General features: G+C 71.4%; 15 protein-coding genes. 3 read left to right on the top strand and 12 right to left on the bottom strand.

Features of this window, described 5'->3' with window-relative positions:
• Positions 1 to 199 precede the first annotated feature (199 nt).
• The 4 genes from EAO76_RS32170 to EAO76_RS32150 all read right to left on the bottom strand — a co-directional run bounded on the left by EAO76_RS32170 (position 200) and on the right by EAO76_RS32150 (position 5571).
• Entirely contained in the window at positions 200 to 1291 is a 1092-nt protein-coding gene (locus tag EAO76_RS32170) for a branched-chain amino acid aminotransferase (protein WP_148839415.1), read from the bottom strand.
• Positions 1292 to 1530: 239 nt separating this feature from the next.
• Complete coding sequence (locus tag EAO76_RS32165; protein WP_148839413.1) at positions 1531 to 2571, bottom strand: 3-isopropylmalate dehydrogenase; 1041 nt, start codon at positions 2569 to 2571, stop codon at positions 1531 to 1533.
• A gap of 387 nt (positions 2572 to 2958) precedes the next feature.
• Positions 2959 to 4590, bottom strand: a complete 1632-nt coding sequence (gene pruA, locus EAO76_RS32155) for an L-glutamate gamma-semialdehyde dehydrogenase (RefSeq protein ID WP_148839411.1) — start codon at positions 4588 to 4590, stop codon at positions 2959 to 2961.
• Positions 4591 to 4644: 54 nt separating this feature from the next.
• Complete coding sequence (locus tag EAO76_RS32150) at positions 4645 to 5571, bottom strand: proline dehydrogenase family protein (protein ID WP_148839409.1); 927 nt, start codon at positions 5569 to 5571, stop codon at positions 4645 to 4647.
• A gap of 179 nt (positions 5572 to 5750) precedes the next feature.
• Between EAO76_RS32150 and EAO76_RS32145 the strand changes: the two genes are divergently transcribed.
• A complete protein-coding gene (locus tag EAO76_RS32145) occupies positions 5751 to 6926 on the top strand; it encodes a CdaR family transcriptional regulator (RefSeq protein WP_148839407.1) in 1176 nt (391 codons plus the stop codon).
• A 58-nt stretch (positions 6927 to 6984) separates the two neighbouring features.
• Here EAO76_RS32145 and EAO76_RS32140 read toward each other — a convergent pair whose 3' ends face one another.
• The 8 genes from EAO76_RS32140 to EAO76_RS32105 form a co-directional block, all read right to left on the bottom strand.
• Entirely contained in the window at positions 6985 to 7509 is a 525-nt protein-coding gene (locus tag EAO76_RS32140; RefSeq protein ID WP_148839405.1) for a hypothetical protein, read from the bottom strand.
• A 243-nt stretch (positions 7510 to 7752) separates the two neighbouring features.
• A complete protein-coding gene (locus EAO76_RS32135; RefSeq protein ID WP_148839403.1) occupies positions 7753 to 8334 on the bottom strand; it encodes a TetR/AcrR family transcriptional regulator in 582 nt (193 codons plus the stop codon).
• A 78-nt stretch (positions 8335 to 8412) separates the two neighbouring features.
• The gene (gene serA, locus EAO76_RS32130) at positions 8413 to 10005 is read right to left on the bottom strand and encodes a phosphoglycerate dehydrogenase (RefSeq protein ID WP_148839401.1); all 1593 of its coding nucleotides are present in this window, start codon (positions 10003 to 10005) and stop codon (positions 8413 to 8415) included.
• A 275-nt stretch (positions 10006 to 10280) separates the two neighbouring features.
• On the bottom strand, positions 10281 to 11282 hold the full coding sequence (ilvC, locus tag EAO76_RS32125; protein ID WP_148839399.1) for a ketol-acid reductoisomerase: 1002 nt from the start codon (positions 11280 to 11282) through the stop codon (positions 10281 to 10283).
• Between the two features lie 112 nt (positions 11283 to 11394).
• Positions 11395 to 11922, bottom strand: a complete 528-nt coding sequence (ilvN, locus tag EAO76_RS32120) for an acetolactate synthase small subunit (RefSeq protein WP_148839397.1) — start codon at positions 11920 to 11922, stop codon at positions 11395 to 11397.
• A 22-nt stretch (positions 11923 to 11944) separates the two neighbouring features.
• Positions 11945 to 13801: an acetolactate synthase large subunit gene (locus EAO76_RS32115; protein WP_148839396.1), complete on the bottom strand. Its 1857-nt coding sequence runs from the start codon at positions 13799 to 13801 to the stop codon at positions 11945 to 11947.
• Positions 13802 to 14020: 219 nt separating this feature from the next.
• Positions 14021 to 16855, bottom strand: a complete 2835-nt coding sequence (locus tag EAO76_RS32110) for an EAL domain-containing protein (RefSeq protein WP_262375858.1) — start codon at positions 16853 to 16855, stop codon at positions 14021 to 14023.
• Positions 16856 to 17129: 274 nt separating this feature from the next.
• On the bottom strand, positions 17130 to 18098 hold the full coding sequence (locus EAO76_RS32105; protein ID WP_148839393.1) for a 2-hydroxyacid dehydrogenase: 969 nt from the start codon (positions 18096 to 18098) through the stop codon (positions 17130 to 17132).
• A 308-nt stretch (positions 18099 to 18406) separates the two neighbouring features.
• Here EAO76_RS32105 and EAO76_RS32100 point away from each other — a divergent pair, with 308 nt between their 5' ends.
• Positions 18407 to 19399, top strand: a complete 993-nt coding sequence (locus EAO76_RS32100) for an aldo/keto reductase (RefSeq protein WP_148839390.1) — start codon at positions 18407 to 18409, stop codon at positions 19397 to 19399.
• A 162-nt stretch (positions 19400 to 19561) separates the two neighbouring features.
• Positions 19562 to 19775, top strand: a 214-nt coding sequence (locus tag EAO76_RS45550) for a hypothetical protein (protein ID WP_222872217.1), incomplete at its 3' end; no start/stop codon positions are given.

Below are 19775 nucleotides of genomic sequence, written 5' to 3'. Positions count from 1 at the left end.
CACCCGTGCCGCACCCGGGGACCACCGGCCGCCGACGCCGCACGCGGGGATCACGGACCGTCCGCGCCCCGGGCCGCCGCCCCGGCACTCCCCGGCCCCGCGCCCCGGGAACGCGCGGGGCCGCGCCCGGCGGACGGCCGGGCGCGGCCCTGTGCGTTGTGCGTCGTACGCGGTCCCGGCCGGACGGCCGGGCGGAGTGTCACCCGCCGAGCGGGTGCATCCAGCCGTGGGCGTCCTCGACGACCCCGCGCTGGATGTCCAGCAGGCGCTCGCGCAGCTTCATCGTGACCTCGCCGGGCTCGCCCCCGCTCTGGACCCACTCGCCGCCCTCGCACTTGACGGTGCCGACGGGGGTGATGACGGCCGCGGTGCCGCAGGCGAAGACCTCGGTGAGGGTGCCGTTCGCGGTGTCGTCGCGCCACTGGTCGATGGAGACGCGGCCCTCCTCGGACTCGTGGCCGAGGTCGCGGGCGACCTGGAGCAGCGAGTCACGGGTGATGCCGGCGAGCAGGGAGCCGGTCAGCGCCGGGGTGACGATCTTGTTCCCGTACACGAAGTACAGGTTCATGCCGCCGAGTTCCTCGACCCACTTGTGCTCGACCGCGTCGAGGTAGGCGACCTGGTCGCAGCCCTTGGCACTGGCCTCGGCCTGGGCGAGGAGGGACGCGGCGTAGTTGCCGCCGGTCTTGGCGTCGCCGACGCCGCCGGGGACGGCACGCACCCGGTTCTCGGAGAGCCAGATGGAGACCGGCTTCACACCGCCGGGGAAGTACGCGCCGGCGGGCGAGGCGATCACCACGAACAGGTACTCGTTGGCGGGCTTCACCCCGAGGCCGACCTCGGTCGCGATCATGAACGGGCGCAGGTAGAGGGACTCCTCGCCGCCGTGCGGGGGAACCCAGGCGTTGTCCTGCCGGACCAGCAGGTCGCACGCCTCGATGAAGGTCTCGACGGGCAGCTCCGGCATGGCCAGGCGGCGCGCCGACGCCTGGAAGCGCCGGGCGTTGGCCTCGGGGCGGAACGTGGCGACACTGCCGTCGGGCCTGCGGTACGCCTTGAGACCCTCGAAGATCTCCTGCGCGTAGTGGAACACGGTGGTCGCGGGGTCGAGCGCGAGCGGGCCGTAGGGGACGAGCTGGCCGTCGTGCCAGCCGCGGCCCTCGGTCCACCGGATCGTCACCATGTGATCGGTGAAGCGGCGACCGAATCCGGGGTTGACCATGTTCGCCTCGCGCTCCGCGTCGGACAGCGGGTTCGCGGAGGGCTTGAGCTCGATCGTGGGCGTCGTCATGAGTGCGTGTCCTTCACCTGTTGTGTGTGTTGGACCGCGCTCACGCCTCTCCCGCCGGGCAGGTACTAGGACGTCCGAGCTTCAGTACGAGCCGCGGTCCCGTTCGATTATCGCTCCGGGGCGGCCTGGCACGAAATGACGCGAATGCGGTCCAGTGGTCGATGGTGGCACCCGGGGCCGCACAGGAGAAGCCGCCGGGCGCTGTCGCCACCCGGCGGCTCGTAAGCGGAGTCGTCGGGTCAGCCCGCTACGCGTACCGCCAGCGCGTCACCGATCTGATCGGTCGTACGGGCCGCTCCCTCGCGCTCCGCGAGGTCGGCGGAGACGGCCTCCTCGATGCGCACGGCCTCGGCCTCGTGACCGAGGTGGCGCAGCAGGAGGGCGACGGAGAGGATCGTGGCGGTCGGGTCGGCCTTGCCCTGCCCCGCGATGTCGGGGGCGGAGCCGTGGACCGGTTCGAACATCGACGGGAAGGCGCCCGTCGGGTTGATGTTGCCGGACGCGGCCAGGCCGATGCCACCGGTCACGGCGGCGGCGAGGTCGGTGAGGATGTCGCCGAAGAGGTTGTCGGTGACGATGACGTCGAAGCGCTCCGGCTGGGTGACGAAGAAGATCGTCGCCGCGTCGACGTGCAGGTAGTCCGTGGTGACCTCGGGGTATTCGGTCGCGACGCGGTCGAAGATGTTCTTCCACATGTGACCCGCGTACACCAGGACGTTGTTCTTGTGGACCAGCGTCAGCCTCTTGCGCGGGCGGGCGTTCGCCCGCTCGAACGCGTCGCGGACGACGCGCTCGACGCCGTACGCGGTGTTGACGCTGACCTCGGTGGCGACCTCGGCCGGGGTGCCGGTGCGCAGCGAGCCGCCGTTGCCCGTGTACGGGCCCTCGGTGCCCTCGCGGACGACGACGAAGTCGATGTCCGGGCGGCCCGCCAGCGGGGTCGCGGTGTTCGGGAAGAGCTTCGACGGCCTCAGGTTGACGAAGTGGTCGAAGGCGAACCGCAGCTTCAGCAGGAGCCCGCGCTCCAGGACCCCGGAGGGCACGGAGGGGTCGCCGATCGCGCCGAGCAGGATGGCGTCGTGCTCCTTGAGTGCTTCGAGCTCCGCGTCCGGGAGGGTCTCTCCGGTGCGGTGCCAGCGCCGGGCGCCAAGGTCGTACTCCTTGGTCTCCAGCTTCACATCCTGCGGAAGCACGGCCCTGAGGACCTTGAGGCCCTGGGCCACGACCTCCTGGCCGATTCCGTCACCGGGGATCACTGCGAGATTGATGCTGCGAGACATGTCCGCACCTTACTGCTCGTCCCATCTCATGACATACGGCGTCCACCATACGGACACATGGGGAGCTGTGCGTGTACCGTTCACCTATGTGGCGGGGCGGCGTCCGCCGGCGGGTGGATGTTCGGACGCGTGGACATCCCCGTTTCGGAATCCCCGAGAAGCTCGCCACCCGTATGACCATGGCCGAGCAGCACGAATATCTGCGGACCCGGCCGACCCGGCGCGGCGCGCTCCGCGCGGGCGTGGCGACCGCGGCCGTCACCGGTGCCGGCCCGGGCACCGGGCTCGTCTCCTCGCCCGCCCACGCCGCCCCGAGCCCCGCGGCCAGCACGAACGTGCCGCCGCCGCCCAGGAAGTACGCCCCCAGGAAGACCCCCGGGGGGGGTGTCAGCCCTGGTGGGGGTAGGTGTAGTCGGTCGGCGGGACCAGCGTCTCCTTGATGGCCCGGGTCAGCGTCCAGCGCTGGAGGTTCTGCGGGGCGCCCGCCTTGTCGTTCGTGCCCGAGGCACGGCCGCCGCCGAAGGGCTGCTGGCCGACGACGGCACCGGTCGACTTGTCGTTGATGTAGAAGTTGCCCGCGGCGTACCGCAGCTTCTCCATCGTGTACGCGGCCGCGGCGCGGTCGTTCGCGATGACGGAACCGGTCAGCGCGTAGTCGGAGACCGACTCCATCTGCTCCAGCATCTCGTCGTACTTGTCGTCCTCGTAGACGTGCACGGCGAGGATCGGGCCGAAGTACTCGGTCGTGAAGACCTCGTTGGCCGGGTCGGTGCACTCGATGACGGTCGGGCGGACGAAGTAGCCCACCGAGTCGTCGTACGTGCCGCCCGCGACGACCGTGCAGGACGGGTCCGACTTGGCGCGGTCGATCGCGGCCTTGTTCTTGGCGAAGGAGCGGTCGTCGATGACGGCGCCGATGAAGTTCGACAGGTCGGTGACGTCACCCATGGTGATGCCGTCGACCTCGGCGGCGAACTTCTCCTTGAAACCGGAGTTCCAGATGGAGGCCGGAATGTACGCGCGGGAGGAGGCCGAACACTTCTGGCCCTGGAACTCGAAGGAGCCACGGGTCAGGGCGGTCTTCAGGACGGCGTGGTCGGCCGACGGGTGGGCGACGACGAAGTCCTTGCCGCCGGTCTCGCCGACGAGCCTCGGGTAGGTGCGGTAGGCGGCGATGTTGTTGCCGACCGTCTTCCACAGGTGCTGGAAGGTGGCGGTCGAGCCGGTGAAGTGGATGCCGGCCAGGTCGCGGTGGTTCAGGGCCACCTCGGAGACGGCGATGCCGTCGCCGGTCACCAGGTTGATGACGCCCTTGGGCAGGCCGGCCTCCTCCAGGAGCTGCATCAGCAGCACGGCGGCGTGGGTCTGCGTCGGGGACGGCTTCCACACCACGACGTTGCCCATGAGGGCGGGGGCGGTGGGCAGGTTGCCCGCGATGGCCGTGAAGTTGAACGGCGTGATCGCGTAGACGAAGCCCTCCAGCGGGCGGTGGTCCATACGGTTCCACACGCCCGGCGAGTTGGCCGGGGGCTGCTCGGCCAGGATCTGGCGCGCGTAGTGCACGTTGAAGCGCCAGAAGTCGACGAGCTCGCAGGGGGTGTCGATCTCGGCCTGCTGGGCGGTCTTGGACTGGCCGAGCATCGTGGAGGCGGCCAGCGTCTCGCGCCACGGGCCGGCCAGCAGTTCGGCGGCGCGCAGGATGATCGCGGCGCGGTCGTCGAAGGACATCGCGCGCCACGCCGGGGCGGCGGCCAGCGCGGCGTCGATCGCGTCCTGCGCGTCCTGCTGCGTGGCGCCCGCGAAGGTGCCGATGACGGCCTTGTGGTTGTGCGGCTGCACGACGTCGAAGCGCTCGCCGCCACCCATCCGCTTCTCGCCGCCGATGGTCATCGGGAGGTCGATCGGGTTCTCGCTGAGCTCCTTGAGCTTCGCCTCCAGGCGAGCGCGCTCCGGGCTGCCCGGGGCGTAGGAGTGGACCGGCTCGTTGACCGGCGCGGGAACCTGGGTCACAGCGTCCATGAGTGCCTTGTCTCCTTGGTGTCGGCGGGGATTGGGGGGCGGCCTGGGGCCGGTTCAGCCCTTGGTGAGGATGGAACGGCCGAAGAACATCAGGTTCGCCGGCTTCTCCGCGAGACGGCGCATGAAGTAGCCGTACCAGTCGGTGCCGTACGCGGTGTAGACCCGCATCCGGTGGCCCTCGGCCGCGAGCCGGAGGTGCTCGTCGCTGCGGATGCCGTACAGCATCTGGAACTCGTACTCGTCCAGTTTGCGCCCTGCCTTGCGTCCCAGCTCCTGGGCGATGGCGATCAGACGCGGGTCGTGGGACCCGATCATCGGGTAGCCCTCGCCCTCCATCAGGGTCTTGAGGATGCGGACGTACGCCTTGTCGATCTCGGCCTTGTCCTGGTACGCGACGGAGGCGGGCTCCTTGTAGGCGCCCTTCACGATGCGGACGCGGCTGCCGGCGGCGGCCAGGCGGCGGGCGTCCTCCTCGGTGCGGAACAGGTAGGCCTGGATCACACAGCCGGTCTGCGGGAAGTCCTTCCGCAGCTCCTCGTGGATGGCGAACATCGAGTCGAGGGTGGTGTGGTCCTCGGCGTCCAGGGTGACCGTGGTGCCGATCGCGGCGGCGGCCTCGACGACCGGGCGGACGTTGGCGAGCGCCAGCTCGTGCCCGCCCTCCAGCGACTGGCCGAACATGGAGAGCTTGACGGACATCTCGGCCCTGGTGCCCAGGCCCAGGTCCTTGAGGTGCTCGATCAGCTCCAGGTAGGCGTCCCGGGCGGCGGCGGCCTGCTCGCGGGTGGTGATGTCCTCGCCCACCACGTCGAGGGTGACCTCGAGGCCCTTGGCGGCGGCGTCCTCGATGATCGGGACGACCTGGTCGACGGTCTCACCGGCGATGAACCGGTCGACGACCTGCTTGGTGCCAGGTGCCGCCGAGATGAAACGGCGCATCTTGTCGCTGCGGGACGCGGCGAGAATCACGGGACCCAGCACGGGGCACCTCCACGGAAAGTACGAACGAAGGCCATACCGGTACATGGGGAACAGATCGGTACAGCACGGAGAACCACCGTGAAATCTAAGGATCTCCCCGATCGTGTGCCATCGACAGCTGTCACGCATCCGTTCCCCGGTTCTCAGACATTTGTCTGAAGGGGTGCGAGAATGGCCGGGTGAAGGGCGATTACCAGGAGCTGGTGGACGAGATCTCCGGGCTGCTCGGCGCTCCGGCGACGCTGGAGGACCGGGATTTCGCGCTGGTCGCCTTCGGCGCGCACGACAGCGACGACGACACCGCGATGGACCCGGTCCGCACCCGCTCGATCCTGACCCGCCGTTCCACCCCCGCGGTCCGCGCCTGGTTCGAGGGCTTCGGCATCACGCGCGCCACCGGCCCGGTCCGCATCCCGGCCGCCCCGGAGGCCGGGGTCTTCCGGGACCGGCTCTGCCTTCCGGTACGCCACCGGAGTGCCGTGCTCGGTTACGTGTGGCTGCTCGACGACGAGCCGGGGCCGACCGACGAGCAGCTGAAGGCGGCGATGGAGGTGGCGGCCCGGATCGGGGCGCTGCTCGCCGCCGAGGCACGGGCCGGCTCGGACCCGTCCCGCGAGTTCGGCGCGGTGCTGACCGCGGGGCGGGGCTGGCAGCGCGACATGGCGGTGGCCGCGCTGCACGAGGCGCTGGGGCCGGACGCGGAGGGGCTGCACGCGGTGGTGTGCGTGACGCCGTGGCCGGACGACCCGCCATCGGTCCGTACGGTGCCGTCGACGGCGGCGCTGGCCTCCGTCCCGCTCCCCGACGCCGGGCTCCCGGCACTGGCCGCGCTGGTCCGGCTGCGCTCGGCCGAGGTCCTCGCCCCGGCCCTCACCGCCGCGGAGCGGCTGCGTTCCACCGTCGGCCGGGACGCCACCGCCGGGATCTCCGCCCCCCGCCGGGGCCTGGTGGACCTGGCCCCGGCCTGGCACGAGGCGGCGGGCGCGGCCCGCGCCGCGGCGGCCGAGTCCCGCTTCGGCCCGATCGCCGGATGGCCCGCGATCGGCCCGTACCGGCTGCTGACCGCGCTCCCGGCGGGGGCCGCCGCGGACTTCGCCGTCCGCACCCTGCTCACCCCGTCGCACAAGGAGCTGGCCCACACCGCCGAGGTGTTCCTCGACTGCGCGGGCCAGGCCTCCCGGACCGCCGCCGAGCTGGGCGTCCACCGCCAGACGCTGTACTACCGGCTCTCCCGGATCCAGCAGCTCACCGGCCTCGACCTGAACGACGGCGAGGACCGGCTGCTGCTCCACATGGCGCTCAAGACCGCACGCCTGCGGACCGTCCGGGGCCCGGCGGCCCCGCCGGGGCCCTGACGCGCGGCGCCCAACCGCCCTCGGCCACCGGCCGGTCGCGGTCGCCGGCCGCCCGCGGTCACCAGTCGTCGGCGTCCGGGACGGTGACGGGCCCAAGGCTGACGAGCGCCGCCAGCACCAGCGGCGCGTCCCCGTCGCTGTGGCCCACGCACAGCGCGACCCGGCGGCCGGTGCCGGCGACCGGGCCCCAGACCGTCAGATCCCCGTAGAGGTCCTGGGAGAACAGCGCCTCGAACAGCGGCTCGGCCGGGATGCCCCGCTGGCTGCGCAGCATCGGCACGTGCAGGGGCACCACGTGGTGCGGGCCCCACTCCCGGTCCAACTCCGCCGCCAGTTCGGCGAGATGGGACTCGGACGCGTCCACGGCCTCGTTCCATTCGGACTCGTACACGCCGGTCAGCGAGTCGCCCTCCCAGAGCGGGACGATGCGGAATCCCGGGCCGGTGGTGGTGGTCCACTCCCCCGTGTCCGGCTCGCCCTCGGCCACGGTGGGACCGGCCTCCGGCACCGGGCCGGCCAGCAGTTCCCGGACGTCGGCCAGCGCGCGGGCGATGGCGAAGGTCTCCCCGGCGCGGGCGCTCACGGGGCGCTCCGGTGCGTCGGGGCCGTCGCTCCGGGAAGCGGTTGTGCGAACCGCGCCGACACCGGCGGCCGGTGCCCGGCGGACACGGGGCGCCGCCCGCCCCCGCATCCCTCGAACCGTTCCGGCCGGGAGGCCCGAAGGCCCCGCGTCCCACCGTTCACGTCCTGCTCCCCCTCCGTCGCCCGGAACCGCGACGCGGTTCCGCCGTTCCGTCGGACCGGGGCGCCTTCGCCCCCGGCACCGTCAGGACTCCCGCCCCTCCAGCACCGCTTTCAGACCATCCGTCAGATCCTGTGCGGATGGGGCGGATTCGCTGTCCATCAGCCACTGCACCATCACGCCCGCGAGCAGCGCCTGGCAGAACAGCCCGGCCACCCGCGCCTTCTCCGGGTCCTTCTCCGGGTCGATGCCGAGCATGTTCTCGGCCAGCCCGGCGCGGCCCTCGCGCTGCGGGCCCAGCAGGGCCTTCCGCAGCTCCGGGTCCTGGTCGATCCGGGAGACGACCTCCATCTGGAGCTGCCAGACGGACCGGGTCCCCTCGAAGCTGTCGATCACCTGCTGCCAGGTGTCGCGGAACTGGTCGAGCGGCGGCCGGGAGGCCTCGTCGCCGTCCGCGTCCCGCTTCTCGGTGAGCACATCGCCCCACTCCTCCGTCACCTTGAGGAAGGCGAGGTTGAGCAGGGCCTCCTTGGAGCCGTAGTGGTAGCCGATGGAGGCGAGGTTCGTGCCGGAGGCGGCCACGATGTCGCGTGCCGTCGTCCGGGCGTACCCCTTCTCCAGCAGGCAGCGCTTGGCGCCTTCGAGCAGATCCTCACGGTGTCCCATGACAGCAGCGTACCCGGCGCCCAGACATCCGTGTAAGACGGTTGTCTGGATTCCGGGTACGCGCCGGTCCGGGACCGGTCAGTCGGTCAGGTTCACCGTGCGGGCCGAGGCGGCACCGATCTCCGAGGAGATCTCGGCGAGCACCGCGGGCGGGACGTCGTCGTCGACGGTGAGCACGACCAGCGCCTCGCCGCCCGCGCCCGTCCGCGAGACCTGCATGCCCGCGATGTTCAGACCGGCCTCGCCGAGGATCCGGCCGACCGTGCCGACGACGCCGGGGCGGTCCTCGTAGCGCAGCACGACCATGTGGTCGGCCAGCGCCAGGTCCACGTCGTACTCGCCGACGGCGACGATCTTCTGGAGGTGCTTGGGGCCGGCCAGCGTGCCGGAGACCGCGACCTCCTCGCCGCCCGAGAGCGTGCCGCGGACGGTGACCACGTTGCGGTGGTCGGGCGACTCGGAGCTGGTGGTGAGGCGGACCTCGACACCGCGCTCCTGCGCGAAGAGCGGGGCGTTCACGTACGACACGGTCTCGTCGACCACGTCCTCGAACACGCCCTTGAGCGCGGAGAGTTCGAGCACCTTGACGTCGTGCTGGGTGATCTCGCCGTACACCTCGACGTCGAGGCGGACCGCGACCTCGCCCGCGAGCGCGGTGAAGATCCGGCCGAGCTTCTCGGCGAGCGGCAGGCCCGGACGCACGTCCTCGGCGATCACACCGCCCTGGACGTTGACCGCGTCCGGCACGAGCTCGCCGGCGAGGGCCAGGCGCACGGACTTGGCGACCGCGATGCCCGCCTTCTCCTGGGCCTCGTCGGTGGAGGCGCCGAGGTGCGGGGTGCAGACGACCTGGTCGAACGCGAACAGCGGGGAGTCCGTGCAGGGCTCCTTCGCGTACACGTCGAGGCCGGCGCCCGCGACGCGGCCCTCCTTGAGCGCGGAGGCCAGCGCCTCCTCGTCGACGATGCCGCCGCGCGCGGCGTTGACGATGCGCACCGAGGGCTTCACCTTGTGCAGCGCCTCGTCGCCGATCAGGCCGATCGTCTCGGGGGTCTTGGGCAGGTGCACGGTGATGAAGTCGGCGACCTCCAGCAGCTCGTCGAGCGAGAGGAGCTTGACGCCCATCTGCGCGGCCCGCGCGGGCTGCACGTAGGGGTCGTAAGCGACGATCTTCATGCCGAAGGCCGACATGCGCTGGGCGACCAGGACGCCGATCCGGCCGAGGCCGACGACGCCGAGGGTCTTCTCGCTCAGCTCGACGCCGGTGTACTTCGAGCGCTTCCACTCGCCGTTCTTGAGGGCGGTGTTGGCCTGCGGGATGTTGCGCGCGGTGGCGACCAGCAGACCGCAGGCCAGCTCGGCGGCGGTGACGATGTTGGAGGTCGGGGCGTTGACGACCATCACGCCCGCCTTGGTGGCGGCGGAGACGTCCACGTTGTCCAGACCGACGCCCGCGCGGGCGACGACCTTCAGCTTCCCGGCGGCGGCGATGGCCTCGGCGTCGACCTTGGTGGCCGAGCGGACCAGGATGGCGTCGACGTCGGCGATCGCGGGGAGGAGCTCGGCACGGTCCGCGCCGTTGCAGTGCCGGATCTCGAAGTCCGGGCCCAGGGCGTCGACCGTGGCGGGCGACAGCTCTTCCGCGATGAGTACGACAGGTTTCGAGCTCACGTGAGTCCTCACAGTTCCAGTGCGGACGGCCGTCCCGACGGCCGCAGGCGTGGAGGGGCTTGCCGCGTGGAAGACGCACGACACTGTGGGCCTGACGCGTGTATGTGTGGAGCAGTGTAGTCATGTGACCGGACCCGCACTGCGCCCCGTTGGAAGGATCACCCACACGGGGGTGGACGTCTTGTACACACGTACGGCGCGCCGCTTCTTCCGGCGGTGGAGCGACGGGAACGCCCCGGGGGCGGGCCCTGCGGCCCGCCCCCGGGGCGTCGGTGTCACGCGTCCTCGTCGTTGACCCAGCTCATGAGCTTGCGCAGCTCGCGGCCCGTGGTCTCCAGGAGGTGGTCGCTGTCGGCCTTCTTGTACTCGTTGTACTTCTTCAGGCCGCCGTGGTACTCGTCCATCCAGTTCTTGGCGAAGGTGCCGTCCTGGATCTCCGCGAGGACCTTCTTCATCTCGGCCTTGGTGGCGTCGGTGATGATCCGCGGGCCGGTGACGTAGTCGCCCCACTCGGCGGTCTCCGAGATGGACCAGCGCATCTTCTCCAGGCCGCCCTCGTACATGAGGTCCACGATGAGCTTCAGCTCGTGCAGGCACTCGAAGTACGCGATCTCCGGCTGGTAACCGGCCTCGGTCAGGGTCTCGAAACCGGCCTTGACCAGAGCGGCGGTGCCACCGCAGAGGACGGCCTGCTCACCGAACAGGTCGGTCTCGGTCTCCTCGGTGAAGGTCGTCTTGATGACGCCGGCGCGGGTGCCGCCGATGCCCTTGGCGTACGACAGGGCGAGCGCCAGGCCGTTGCCCGTGGCGTCCTGCTCGACGGCCACGATGCACGGGACGCCGCGGCCCTCCTCGTACTGGCGGCGGACCAGGTGGCCCGGGCCCTTCGGGGCGACCATGCAGACGTCGACGTCGGCCGGCGGCTTGATGAAGTCGAAGCGGATGTTCAGGCCGTGGCCGAAGAACAGCGCGTCGCCCGCCTTGAGGTTGTCCTTGATGGACTCCTCGTAGACCTGGGCCTGGATCGGGTCCGGGACCAGGATCATGATGACGTCGGCCTCGGCGGCGGCCTCGGACGGCGTCACCACGCGCAGGCCCTGCTCCTCGGCCTTGGTCTTGGACTTGGAGCCCTCGTGCAGGCCGACACGGACGTCGACACCCGAGTCGCGCAGCGACAGCGCGTGGGCGTGACCCTGGCTGCCGTAGCCGATGACCGCGACCTTGCGGCCCTGGATGATGGACAGGTCGGCGTCGGCGTCGTAGAACAGCTCGGCCACTGGGTTTCTCCTTGGTGTGCAGGTGTTGCGTCCCACCGTACGGCGGGTGCGTCGAATACGTTTCGGGGTCTTGCCATGCGGGCGGCGGGTCGGGTCCGTCCGGCGGAGGGTCCTACGCCGTACGGTCCAGGGCGCGCAGCGAACGGTCGGTGATCGAGCGCGCGCCGCGCCCTATGGCGATGGTGCCCGACTGGACCAGCTCCTTGATGCCGTACTGCTCCAGCATCTTGAGCATGGCCTCCAGCTTGTCCGCGCCGCCCGTCGCCTCGATCGTGACGGCCTCGGGGGAGACGTCCACGGTCTTGGCCCGGAACAGCTTGACGATCTCGACGATCTGGGAGCGGGTCTCGTTGTCGGCGCGGACCTTCACCAGGACGAGCTCGCGCTGGATCGCAGCGGACGGCTCGAGTTCGACGATCTTGAGGACGTTGACCAGCTTGTTGAGCTGCTTGGTCACCTGCTCCAGTGGCAGGTCCTCGACACTCACGACGATGGTGATGCGGGAGATGTCGGGGTGTTCGGTGGTACCGACCGCGAGCGAGTCGATGTTGAAGCCGCGGCGGGAGAACAGGGCGGTGATCCGGGCGAGGACACCGGGCTTGTTCTCGACCAGGACGGAGAGCGTGTGCTTGGTGGACATGGAGTCGGTCTCTCTCTGTCTCTCAGTCGTCTTCGTTGTCGCCGAAGTCGGGGCGGACCCCGCGGGCGGCCATGACCTCGTCGTTCGAGGTGCCCGCGGCGACCATCGGCCACACCATGGCGTCCTCGTGGACGATGAAGTCGATCACGACGGGGCGGTCGTTGATGGAGTTGGCCTCTTCGATGACCTTGTCCAGGTCGGCCGGGTCCTCGCAGCGGATCGAGTGGCAGCCCATGGCCTCGGACAGCTTGACGAAGTCCGGGACGCGGGTGCCCTTCGCCGGAACGCCCTCGGTGTCGGCGCCGGAGTGCAGGACGGTGTTGGAGTACCGCTGGTTGTAGAACAGGGTCTGCCACTGGCGGACCATCCCGAGCGCGCCGTTGTTGATGATCGCGACCTTGATCGGGATGTTGTTGAGCGCGCAGGTGGTGAGTTCCTGATTGGTCATCTGGAAGCAGCCGTCGCCGTCGATCGCCCAGACCGTGCGGTCCGGCATGCCGGCCTTGGCGCCCATCGCGGCCGGGACCGCGTACCCCATCGTTCCGGCGCCGCCGGAGTTCAGCCAGGTGGCGGGCCGCTCGTACTGGATGAAGTGCGAGGCCCACATCTGGTGCTGGCCGACGCCCGCCGCGAAGATCGTGCCCTCGGGGGCGAGCTGTCCGATGCGCTGGATGACCTGCTGCGGCGAGAGGCTGCCGTCCTCGGGCAGGTCGTAGCCGAGCGGGTAGGTGTCGCGCCAGCGGTTGAGGTCCTTCCACCAGGCCTCGTAGTCGCCGACGTGACCGTCGGTGTGCTCGGCCTGGACGGCCTGGACCAGGTCGGCCAGGACCTCGCGGGCGTCGCCCACGATCGGGACGTCGGCGGCGCGGTTCTTGCCGATCTCGGCCGGGTCGATGTCGGCGTGGACGATCTTGGCGTACGGGGCGAAACTGTCCAGCTTGCCGGTGACGCGGTCGTCGAAACGGGCTCCGACGGCGACGATCAGGTCGGACTTCTGCAGTGCGGTGACGGCGGTGACCGCACCGTGCATGCCCGGCATTCCGACGTGCAGCGGGTGGCTGTCGGGGAATGCGCCGAGCGCCATCAGTGTGGTGGTGACGGGCGCTCCGGTGAGCTCCGCGAGGACCTTCAGCTCGGCGGTGGCCCCCGCCTTGATGACGCCGCCGCCGACGTACAGCACCGGACGCCTGGACTGGACGATCAGCTTGGCGGCCTCGCGGATCTGCTTGGCGTGCGGCTTGGTGACCGGGCGGTAGCCGGGCAGGTCCTGGGTGGGCGGCCAGCTGAACGTGGTCCGCGCCTGGAGGGCGTCCTTGGCGATGTCGACGAGGACCGGGCCCGGACGGCCGGTGGAGGCGATGTGGAACGCCTCGGCGATCGTGTGCGGGATGTCCTCGGCCTTGGTGACCAGGAAGTTGTGCTTGGTGACCGGCATCGTGATGCCGCAGATGTCGGCTTCCTGGAAGGCGTCCGTCCCGATGGCGCTGGAGGCGACCTGGCCGGTGATCGCGACCAGCGGGACGGAGTCCATGTGGGCGTCGGCGATCGGGGTGACCAGGTTGGTGGCGCCGGGGCCCGAGGTGGCCATGCAGACGCCGACCTTGCCGGTCGCCTGGGCGTAGCCGGTGGCGGCGTGCCCGGCGCCCTGCTCGTGGCGGACCAGGACGTGGCGGACCCGGGTGGAGTCCATCATCGGGTCGTACGCCGGGAGGATGGCGCCGCCGGGAATGCCGAATACCGTGTCGGCGCCCACTTCCTCCAGGGAGCGGACGAGGGACTGCGCGCCCGTGACGTGCTCGACGGTGGCGGCGGGGGATCCGCCGTTACGGGCCCGCGGCTGGGGGTGGTGGGCCCCGGTGGCCTGCTCGGTCATCGGCATTCTCTTCTCGAAGCTGAGGGTTCTTGCGGGTTTTTTGAGACGTTTTGCCTGGTGTCAGTGCAACAAAAAACCCCTCGTGCCGTGAGGCAAGCGAGGGGAGCGCGTCGGTGGGGTCCTGCAGAGTGTCGAGCGAGGGACTCTGCTTCAGCCGACGCGCTTTCCAAGTACGAGAATTCGGGTGCGCATGGCAATGACCCTCTCTCCGACGCACTCGACATGTCAAGTGGGTGGGACGGTCGTCTCAACATGTGATCCACCCGAACGGGTGAAACCCCCGGTCAGGACCGGTCTCCCGGTGCCTGTGCCGGGCACCGGGAACTCGCCGCGGGCCAGGGCGCGGCGCAGCCGGTACTCGTCGAGCGGGCCGGAGAAGGCCATCCCCTGGCCGTGTGTACAGCCCATGGCGCGCAGCGCGAGGACCTGCTCCGGCAGGTCCACCCCGTCGGCCACGGACTGCATGCCGAGATCGCAGGCGATCCGCAGGAGGCCGCTGGTGATCTTGTGCAGCCGGGCGGACTCCACGACGCCCTCGACGAGGCCGCGGTCGAGTTTCAGTACGTCGATGGGGAGCCGGCGCAGGGCGTTGATCGCGGCGTAGCCGCTGCCGAAGCCGTCGAGCGCGATGCGGACACCGAGGCGGCGCAGGGCCACGAGGCGTTGCTCCAGTTCGTCGAAGGAGATCCGGGGGTCGCTGTCGGCCACTTCGATCATCAGGGCTCCGGAGGGCAGGCCGTGCCGGGTGAGCAGCGCCTCGACGGAGCTGAACGGGAGCCCCTTGTCGAGGAGCCTGCGGGCGGGAAGCCGCACGGCCACGGGGGCCGGGTGCCCCGCCCTCGCCCGTTCGGCGGCCTGGGCGACGGCCTCCTCCAGGAGCCAGCGGCCGAGCTCGGCGGTGCGGTCGTTGTCCTCGGCGACGCGGAGGAATTCGGCCGGAGTGAACAGGATGCCCTGGGCGGAACGCCAGCGGGCCTGGGCCGCGACGGCGGCGACCGTGCCGCTGGCGAGGTGCACCACGGGCTGGTGGAGCAGGGCGAACTCGCCGTCGCGCAGGGCGGTGCGCAGCCGGGCCGAGAGCTCGGAGCGGCGCACGACCTCGGCCTGCATCTGCGGCGCGTACAGCTCGACGCGGTTCTTTCCGCCCGCCTTGGCGCGGTACATGGCGAGGTCGGCGTTGCGCATGAGGTCGCTGGGGCTGATGCCGGGCTCGGCGAAGGCGACCCCGATGGAGGCGGCGACCCGGACGTCCCCGGCGCCGATCCGGTACGGCTGGGAGAGGGTGACGCGCAGCCGGTCGGCGATCTCGTGGACCTGGCACTCCCGGGCGGCCTGGTCGCGGGTGCCGTCGCCGAGGATGATCGCCGCGAACTCGTCGCCGCCGAGCCGGGCCGCGGTGTCGCCGGACCGGACGGATTCGTGGAGCCGGTGGGCGGCCTGGACGAGGAGTTCGTCGCCCGTCTGGTGGCCGAGGCGGTCGTTGACCGACTTGAAGCCGTCGAGGTCGATGAAGAGCACGGCCGTGCCCTGGTCGCCGGCCCGCCGGCCACCGAGGGCCTGGCGGACCCGCTTGGTGAACAGGGCGCGGTTGGGCAGGTCGGTGAGCGGGTCGTGCTCGGCGTTGTGCTGCAACTGGGCCTGCAGCCGCACTCGTTCGGTGACGTCGCGGCTGTTGAGGATCAGGCCGCCCTGATGGCGGTTGACGGTGGACTCGACGTTGAGCCAGTCGCCCGTGCCCGAGCGGAAGCGGCACTCGATGCGGGTGGTGGGTTCCTCGCCCGGCGGGGCGGCGAGGAACCGGCGCACTTCGTGGACCACCCGCCCCAGGTCGTCCGGATGGATGATCGAGGAGAGCTCGGCCCCGACCAGCTCGTCGGCGTCGCGCCCGTACACCCCGGCGGCGGCGGGGCTGACGTAGCGCAGGACGCCGGTGGGGGCGGCGATCATGATGACGTCGCTGGAGCCCTGCACCAGGGAGCGGAAGTGGTTCTCCTTCTGCGCCAGTTCCTGGGTGAGGGCGATGTTGTCGACGAGCATGATGCCCTGCCGGACCACCAGGGCGAGCACCACCGCGCAGCCGGTGAGGACCACGACGCGGTCCACCCGGCGGCCCTCGATGACGTTGTAGAGGATGCCGAGGGTGCAGACGGCGGCGGCGAGGTACGGCGTCAGCGCGGCCAGCGAACCCGCGACGGGGCGGCTGGCGGACTGCGACTCCTCCCGCGGCGGGACAGCGTTGTCCGCCGCTCTGTTGGCGCCCCAGGGGGCGTACGCGAGGAGCAGGGAACCGGCGAACCAGCCCGCGTCCAGCAACTGTCCGGAGTGGTAGTTCTGGCGCAGCAGCGGCGAGGTGAACAGGGCGTCGGACAGGACCGTCACGGCGAGCGCGGCCACGGCGGTGTTCACCGCGGAGCGGTCGGCACCGACCCGCCGGAAGTGCAGGGCGAGCACCATGGAGACCAGCACGATGTCGAGCAGCGGGTAGGCCAGCGAGAGCGCCGCACGGGCCACGCTCGCGCCCTCGCCGTCCACCAGGTGCGCGGTGTGGGCGAGGGCGAGGCTCCAGGAGAGCGTGAGGAGCGAGCCGCCGATCAGCCAGGCGTCCAGCGCGAGGCAGACCCAGCCGGCTCTGGTGACCGGGCGCTTGGCGAGGACGAGCAGCCCGACGATGGCGGGCGGCGCGAAGCAGAGGAAGAGGACGTCGGCCAGGGAGGGGGTGGGCACCTCGCGCCCGAGCACGACCTCGTACCAGCCCCAGACCGCGTTGCCCCCGGCGGCCATGAGCGAGGAGAACGAGAACAGCAGCCAGGCCGGCCGGAACCGGCTGCCGACGGCGCGTGCGTAGAGGAAGCAGGAGACGGCGGCGACCAGCGCGGCCGCGCTGAGGCCGAAGTCCCCCATGAAGAGCGACAGTTGGCGCGATCCCCAGCCGAGGGCCGCGCCCACGGCGTAACCGGCGCAGACGAAGCCGAGCAGGAGCTGCCAGAACAGGGCGGAGGGGCCGCACACGGCCGACCGGCGGGAGAGGAACGCGCCGAGGGCGTCGACCGGCGCGCTCACCGGGGCGACCCCGATACCGTCGGCTGTGCCCTCACCCGGCGCCCCGCCGGCCCCCGTCGGCCGCCCCGCGGTGTCGGATCGTCCGCCCATCGACCGTGCATCGCCCGTCGCCCCCCTCGCGTGTCGCGTCCCCCGGCGCCGCCCCTTCCACGACGCAGCGCCCCTTTCGGGACGATACACCAGAGTCGTCACTCAGGGACATAGTTCCTCTACTCTCCGTGACGACCTGGGGTGTTGTCCGCACGCTGCGCAGTGATGGGGATCCGCAGCGTGGTCAGTCGGTGGTGCGCACGACGTTCCGCAGCGGCTCGCCCGCGGCGAACCGGTTCAGCTGTCCGGCCATCAGCCGCTTGGCTCGCGGCAGGAACGCCGATGTGCTGCCGCCGACATGGGGCGTGATCAGGACATGGGGAGCATGCCAGAGGGGGTGCCCGGCGGGCAGCGGTTCCGGGTCGGTGACGTCGAGGGCGGCGTGCAGCCGGCCGGACTCCAGTTCGGCCAGCAGCGCCGCGGTGTCCACGACGCCGCCGCGCGCGACGTTCACGAGCAGCGCCCCGTCCCGCATGGCGGCCAGGAAGCCGGCTCCCACCAGCCCCTGCGTGGACGGGTTCAGCGGGGTGGACAGCACGACGACGTCGGCCTCGGGCAGGAGTTCGGGAAGGTCGTCGAGGGTGTGCACGGGGCCGCGCGCGGTCGTCCGCGCGGAGCGCGCGACGCGTGCCACCCGCGCGCACTCGAAGGGCGCGAGCCGGTCCTCGATGGCGGATCCGATCGAACCGTAGCCCACGATCAGCACGGACTTGTCGGCGAGCGCGGGGTAGAAGCCCGAGCGCCATTCCTCCTCGTCCTGGCCGTGCACGAAGCGGGGGATGCCGCGCAGGGAGGCCAGGATCAGGGCGAGGGCGAGCTCGGCGGTCGACGCCTCGTGGACCCCCTTGGCGTTGCACAGCCGCACCCCTGCGGGGAGCAGGCCGAGACCGGGTTCGACGTGGTCGATGCCGGCCGAGAGGGTCTGCACGACCCGGACCGCCGCCATGCCGCCGAGCGGACGGACCGCGACCTCCGCGCCCTTCATGTACGGCACGACGTAGAAGGCGCAGTCCGCGGGGTCGGCGGGGTAGTCCGGGCCCCCGTCCCAGAAGCGGTAGTTGAGCCCTTCGGGAAGCCCGTCGATCTCGTCGGCGGGGAACGGCAGCCAGACGTCGGGGGTTCTCGTCGCGTCGGAAGTCTTCGTCGGAGTCATGATCAGGAGGCTAGGACATGCCCCCGGGGGCGATCGGTGGAGGCTGCGCGAGGGGCGCCGGGCGGCAGAGGTTACTTTGGGTGCGGTGTGGTCCCGTGATCGCGGGACACGAACCCGGTCGTCGAACTGCCGTCGTCGCCCGCAGGGACGCCGTGCGGCGTCCGGCGCGCGCGGTCGCGGTGCGCCGGGGAGTTCCGGGGCCGGGACAGGGATCCCCCCTGCCCTGACGGAGCCGGGAGCTCGGGGAAGCGCCGGGCGTCCGCGACGGACGGCGGTCCGGTGGCGGGGCCCAGGGAGGGTACGGGGAGTTGGAGCGCAGGAGTCTCGGTGCGGCGGCGCTCGCCGTGGGGGCGGTCGGTCTCGGCTGCATGCCGATGAGCTGGGCGTACAGCGCGTCACAACAGCGCGGTGACCGTGCGTTGCGGACGGTGCACGCGGCGCTGGACGCGGGGGTGCAGTTGCTCGACACCGCCGACATGTACGGCCCCTTCACCAATGAGCTGCTGGTGGGGCGGGCGTTGAAGGGCCGTCGGGCCGACGCGTTCATCTCCACCAAGTGCGGGCTGCTGGTGGGTGATCAGCACATCGTGGCCAATGGCCGTCCCGGTTACGTGCGGCGGGCCTGTGACGCCTCGCTGCGCCGGCTGCAGACCGATGTGATCGATCTGTACCAGTTGCACCGGGCCGATCCAGAGGTGCCGGTCGAGGAGACCTGGGGCGCGATGGCGGAGCTGGTGACCGCCGGCAAGGTGCGGGCGCTCGGACTCTGCGCGGTCGGGGCGCGGGCCCCGCGGCGGTCGGGGGCGGGAATGTACGACGAAACGATCCGTCAGCTGGAGCGGGTGCAGCAGGTCTTCCCGGTGAGCGCGGTGCAGGCGGAGCTCTCGGTCTGGTCCCCGGAGCCGTTGGACGCCCTGCTTCCGTGGTGCTCGGCGCGAGGGGTGGGGCTGCTGGCGGCCATGCCGCTGGGGAGCGGTTATCTGACGGGCACGCTCACGCCGGGGCAGGGCTTCGAGCCGGACGACCTGCGGGCCCGGCACCCCCGGTTCACGGCGGAGATGATGGCGGCGAACCAGCCGGTGGTGGTCGGGCTGCGGCGGATCGCCGAGCGGCACGGGGCGACCGTCGCGCAGGTGGCGCTGGCCTGGGTGCTGCGGCAGGGCCCGCACGTGGTGCCGGTGCCGGGGACGAAGCGGGAGCGCTGGGCGGTGGAGAACGCGGGGGCGGCCGGGCTGGAGCTGACCGCGCGGGACCTGGCGGAGATCGCCCGGCTGCCCGGGGCCCAGGGGTCGTGGGACTGAGCCCCTGCGGGCGGCCGGGGCCTCCCGGTCGGGGCCTTCCTCCTTCCCGGCACCGCTGCCGGCGGCGGACGGGGACAATCGACGGGCGCCGGGAACCCGGAACGGGGCGACGGTGTTTGAGGAGTGGTCAGGTGTCCGTCGAAGGGATCGGTTCTGTGCGCGGTGTTCTGTTCGGATCTGTACGGGGCCCGGCCGGGCCCGGCGGGCGGCTTCGGGGCCCGCGCCGCGGTGCGGTGCGGCGGGGGACGCTGGCCGCGCTGGCCGCCGTTGTGGATCGCGCCCTTGGGAATGCCGCGCAGGATCGTGTCCGGGGCGCCCAGCAGCCGGCCCGGCACCGTGCCGTCCTCGTCGTACTGCATGCGCGCGATGCGGTTGT

It is taken from the genome of Streptomyces sp. sk2.1 (genome assembly GCF_008120935.1).
Lineage (GTDB): Bacteria > Actinomycetota > Actinomycetes > Streptomycetales > Streptomycetaceae > Streptomyces.
The sequence above is the reverse complement of the archived record's forward strand: the minus strand, read 5'-3'. Positions and strand labels throughout refer to the sequence as shown.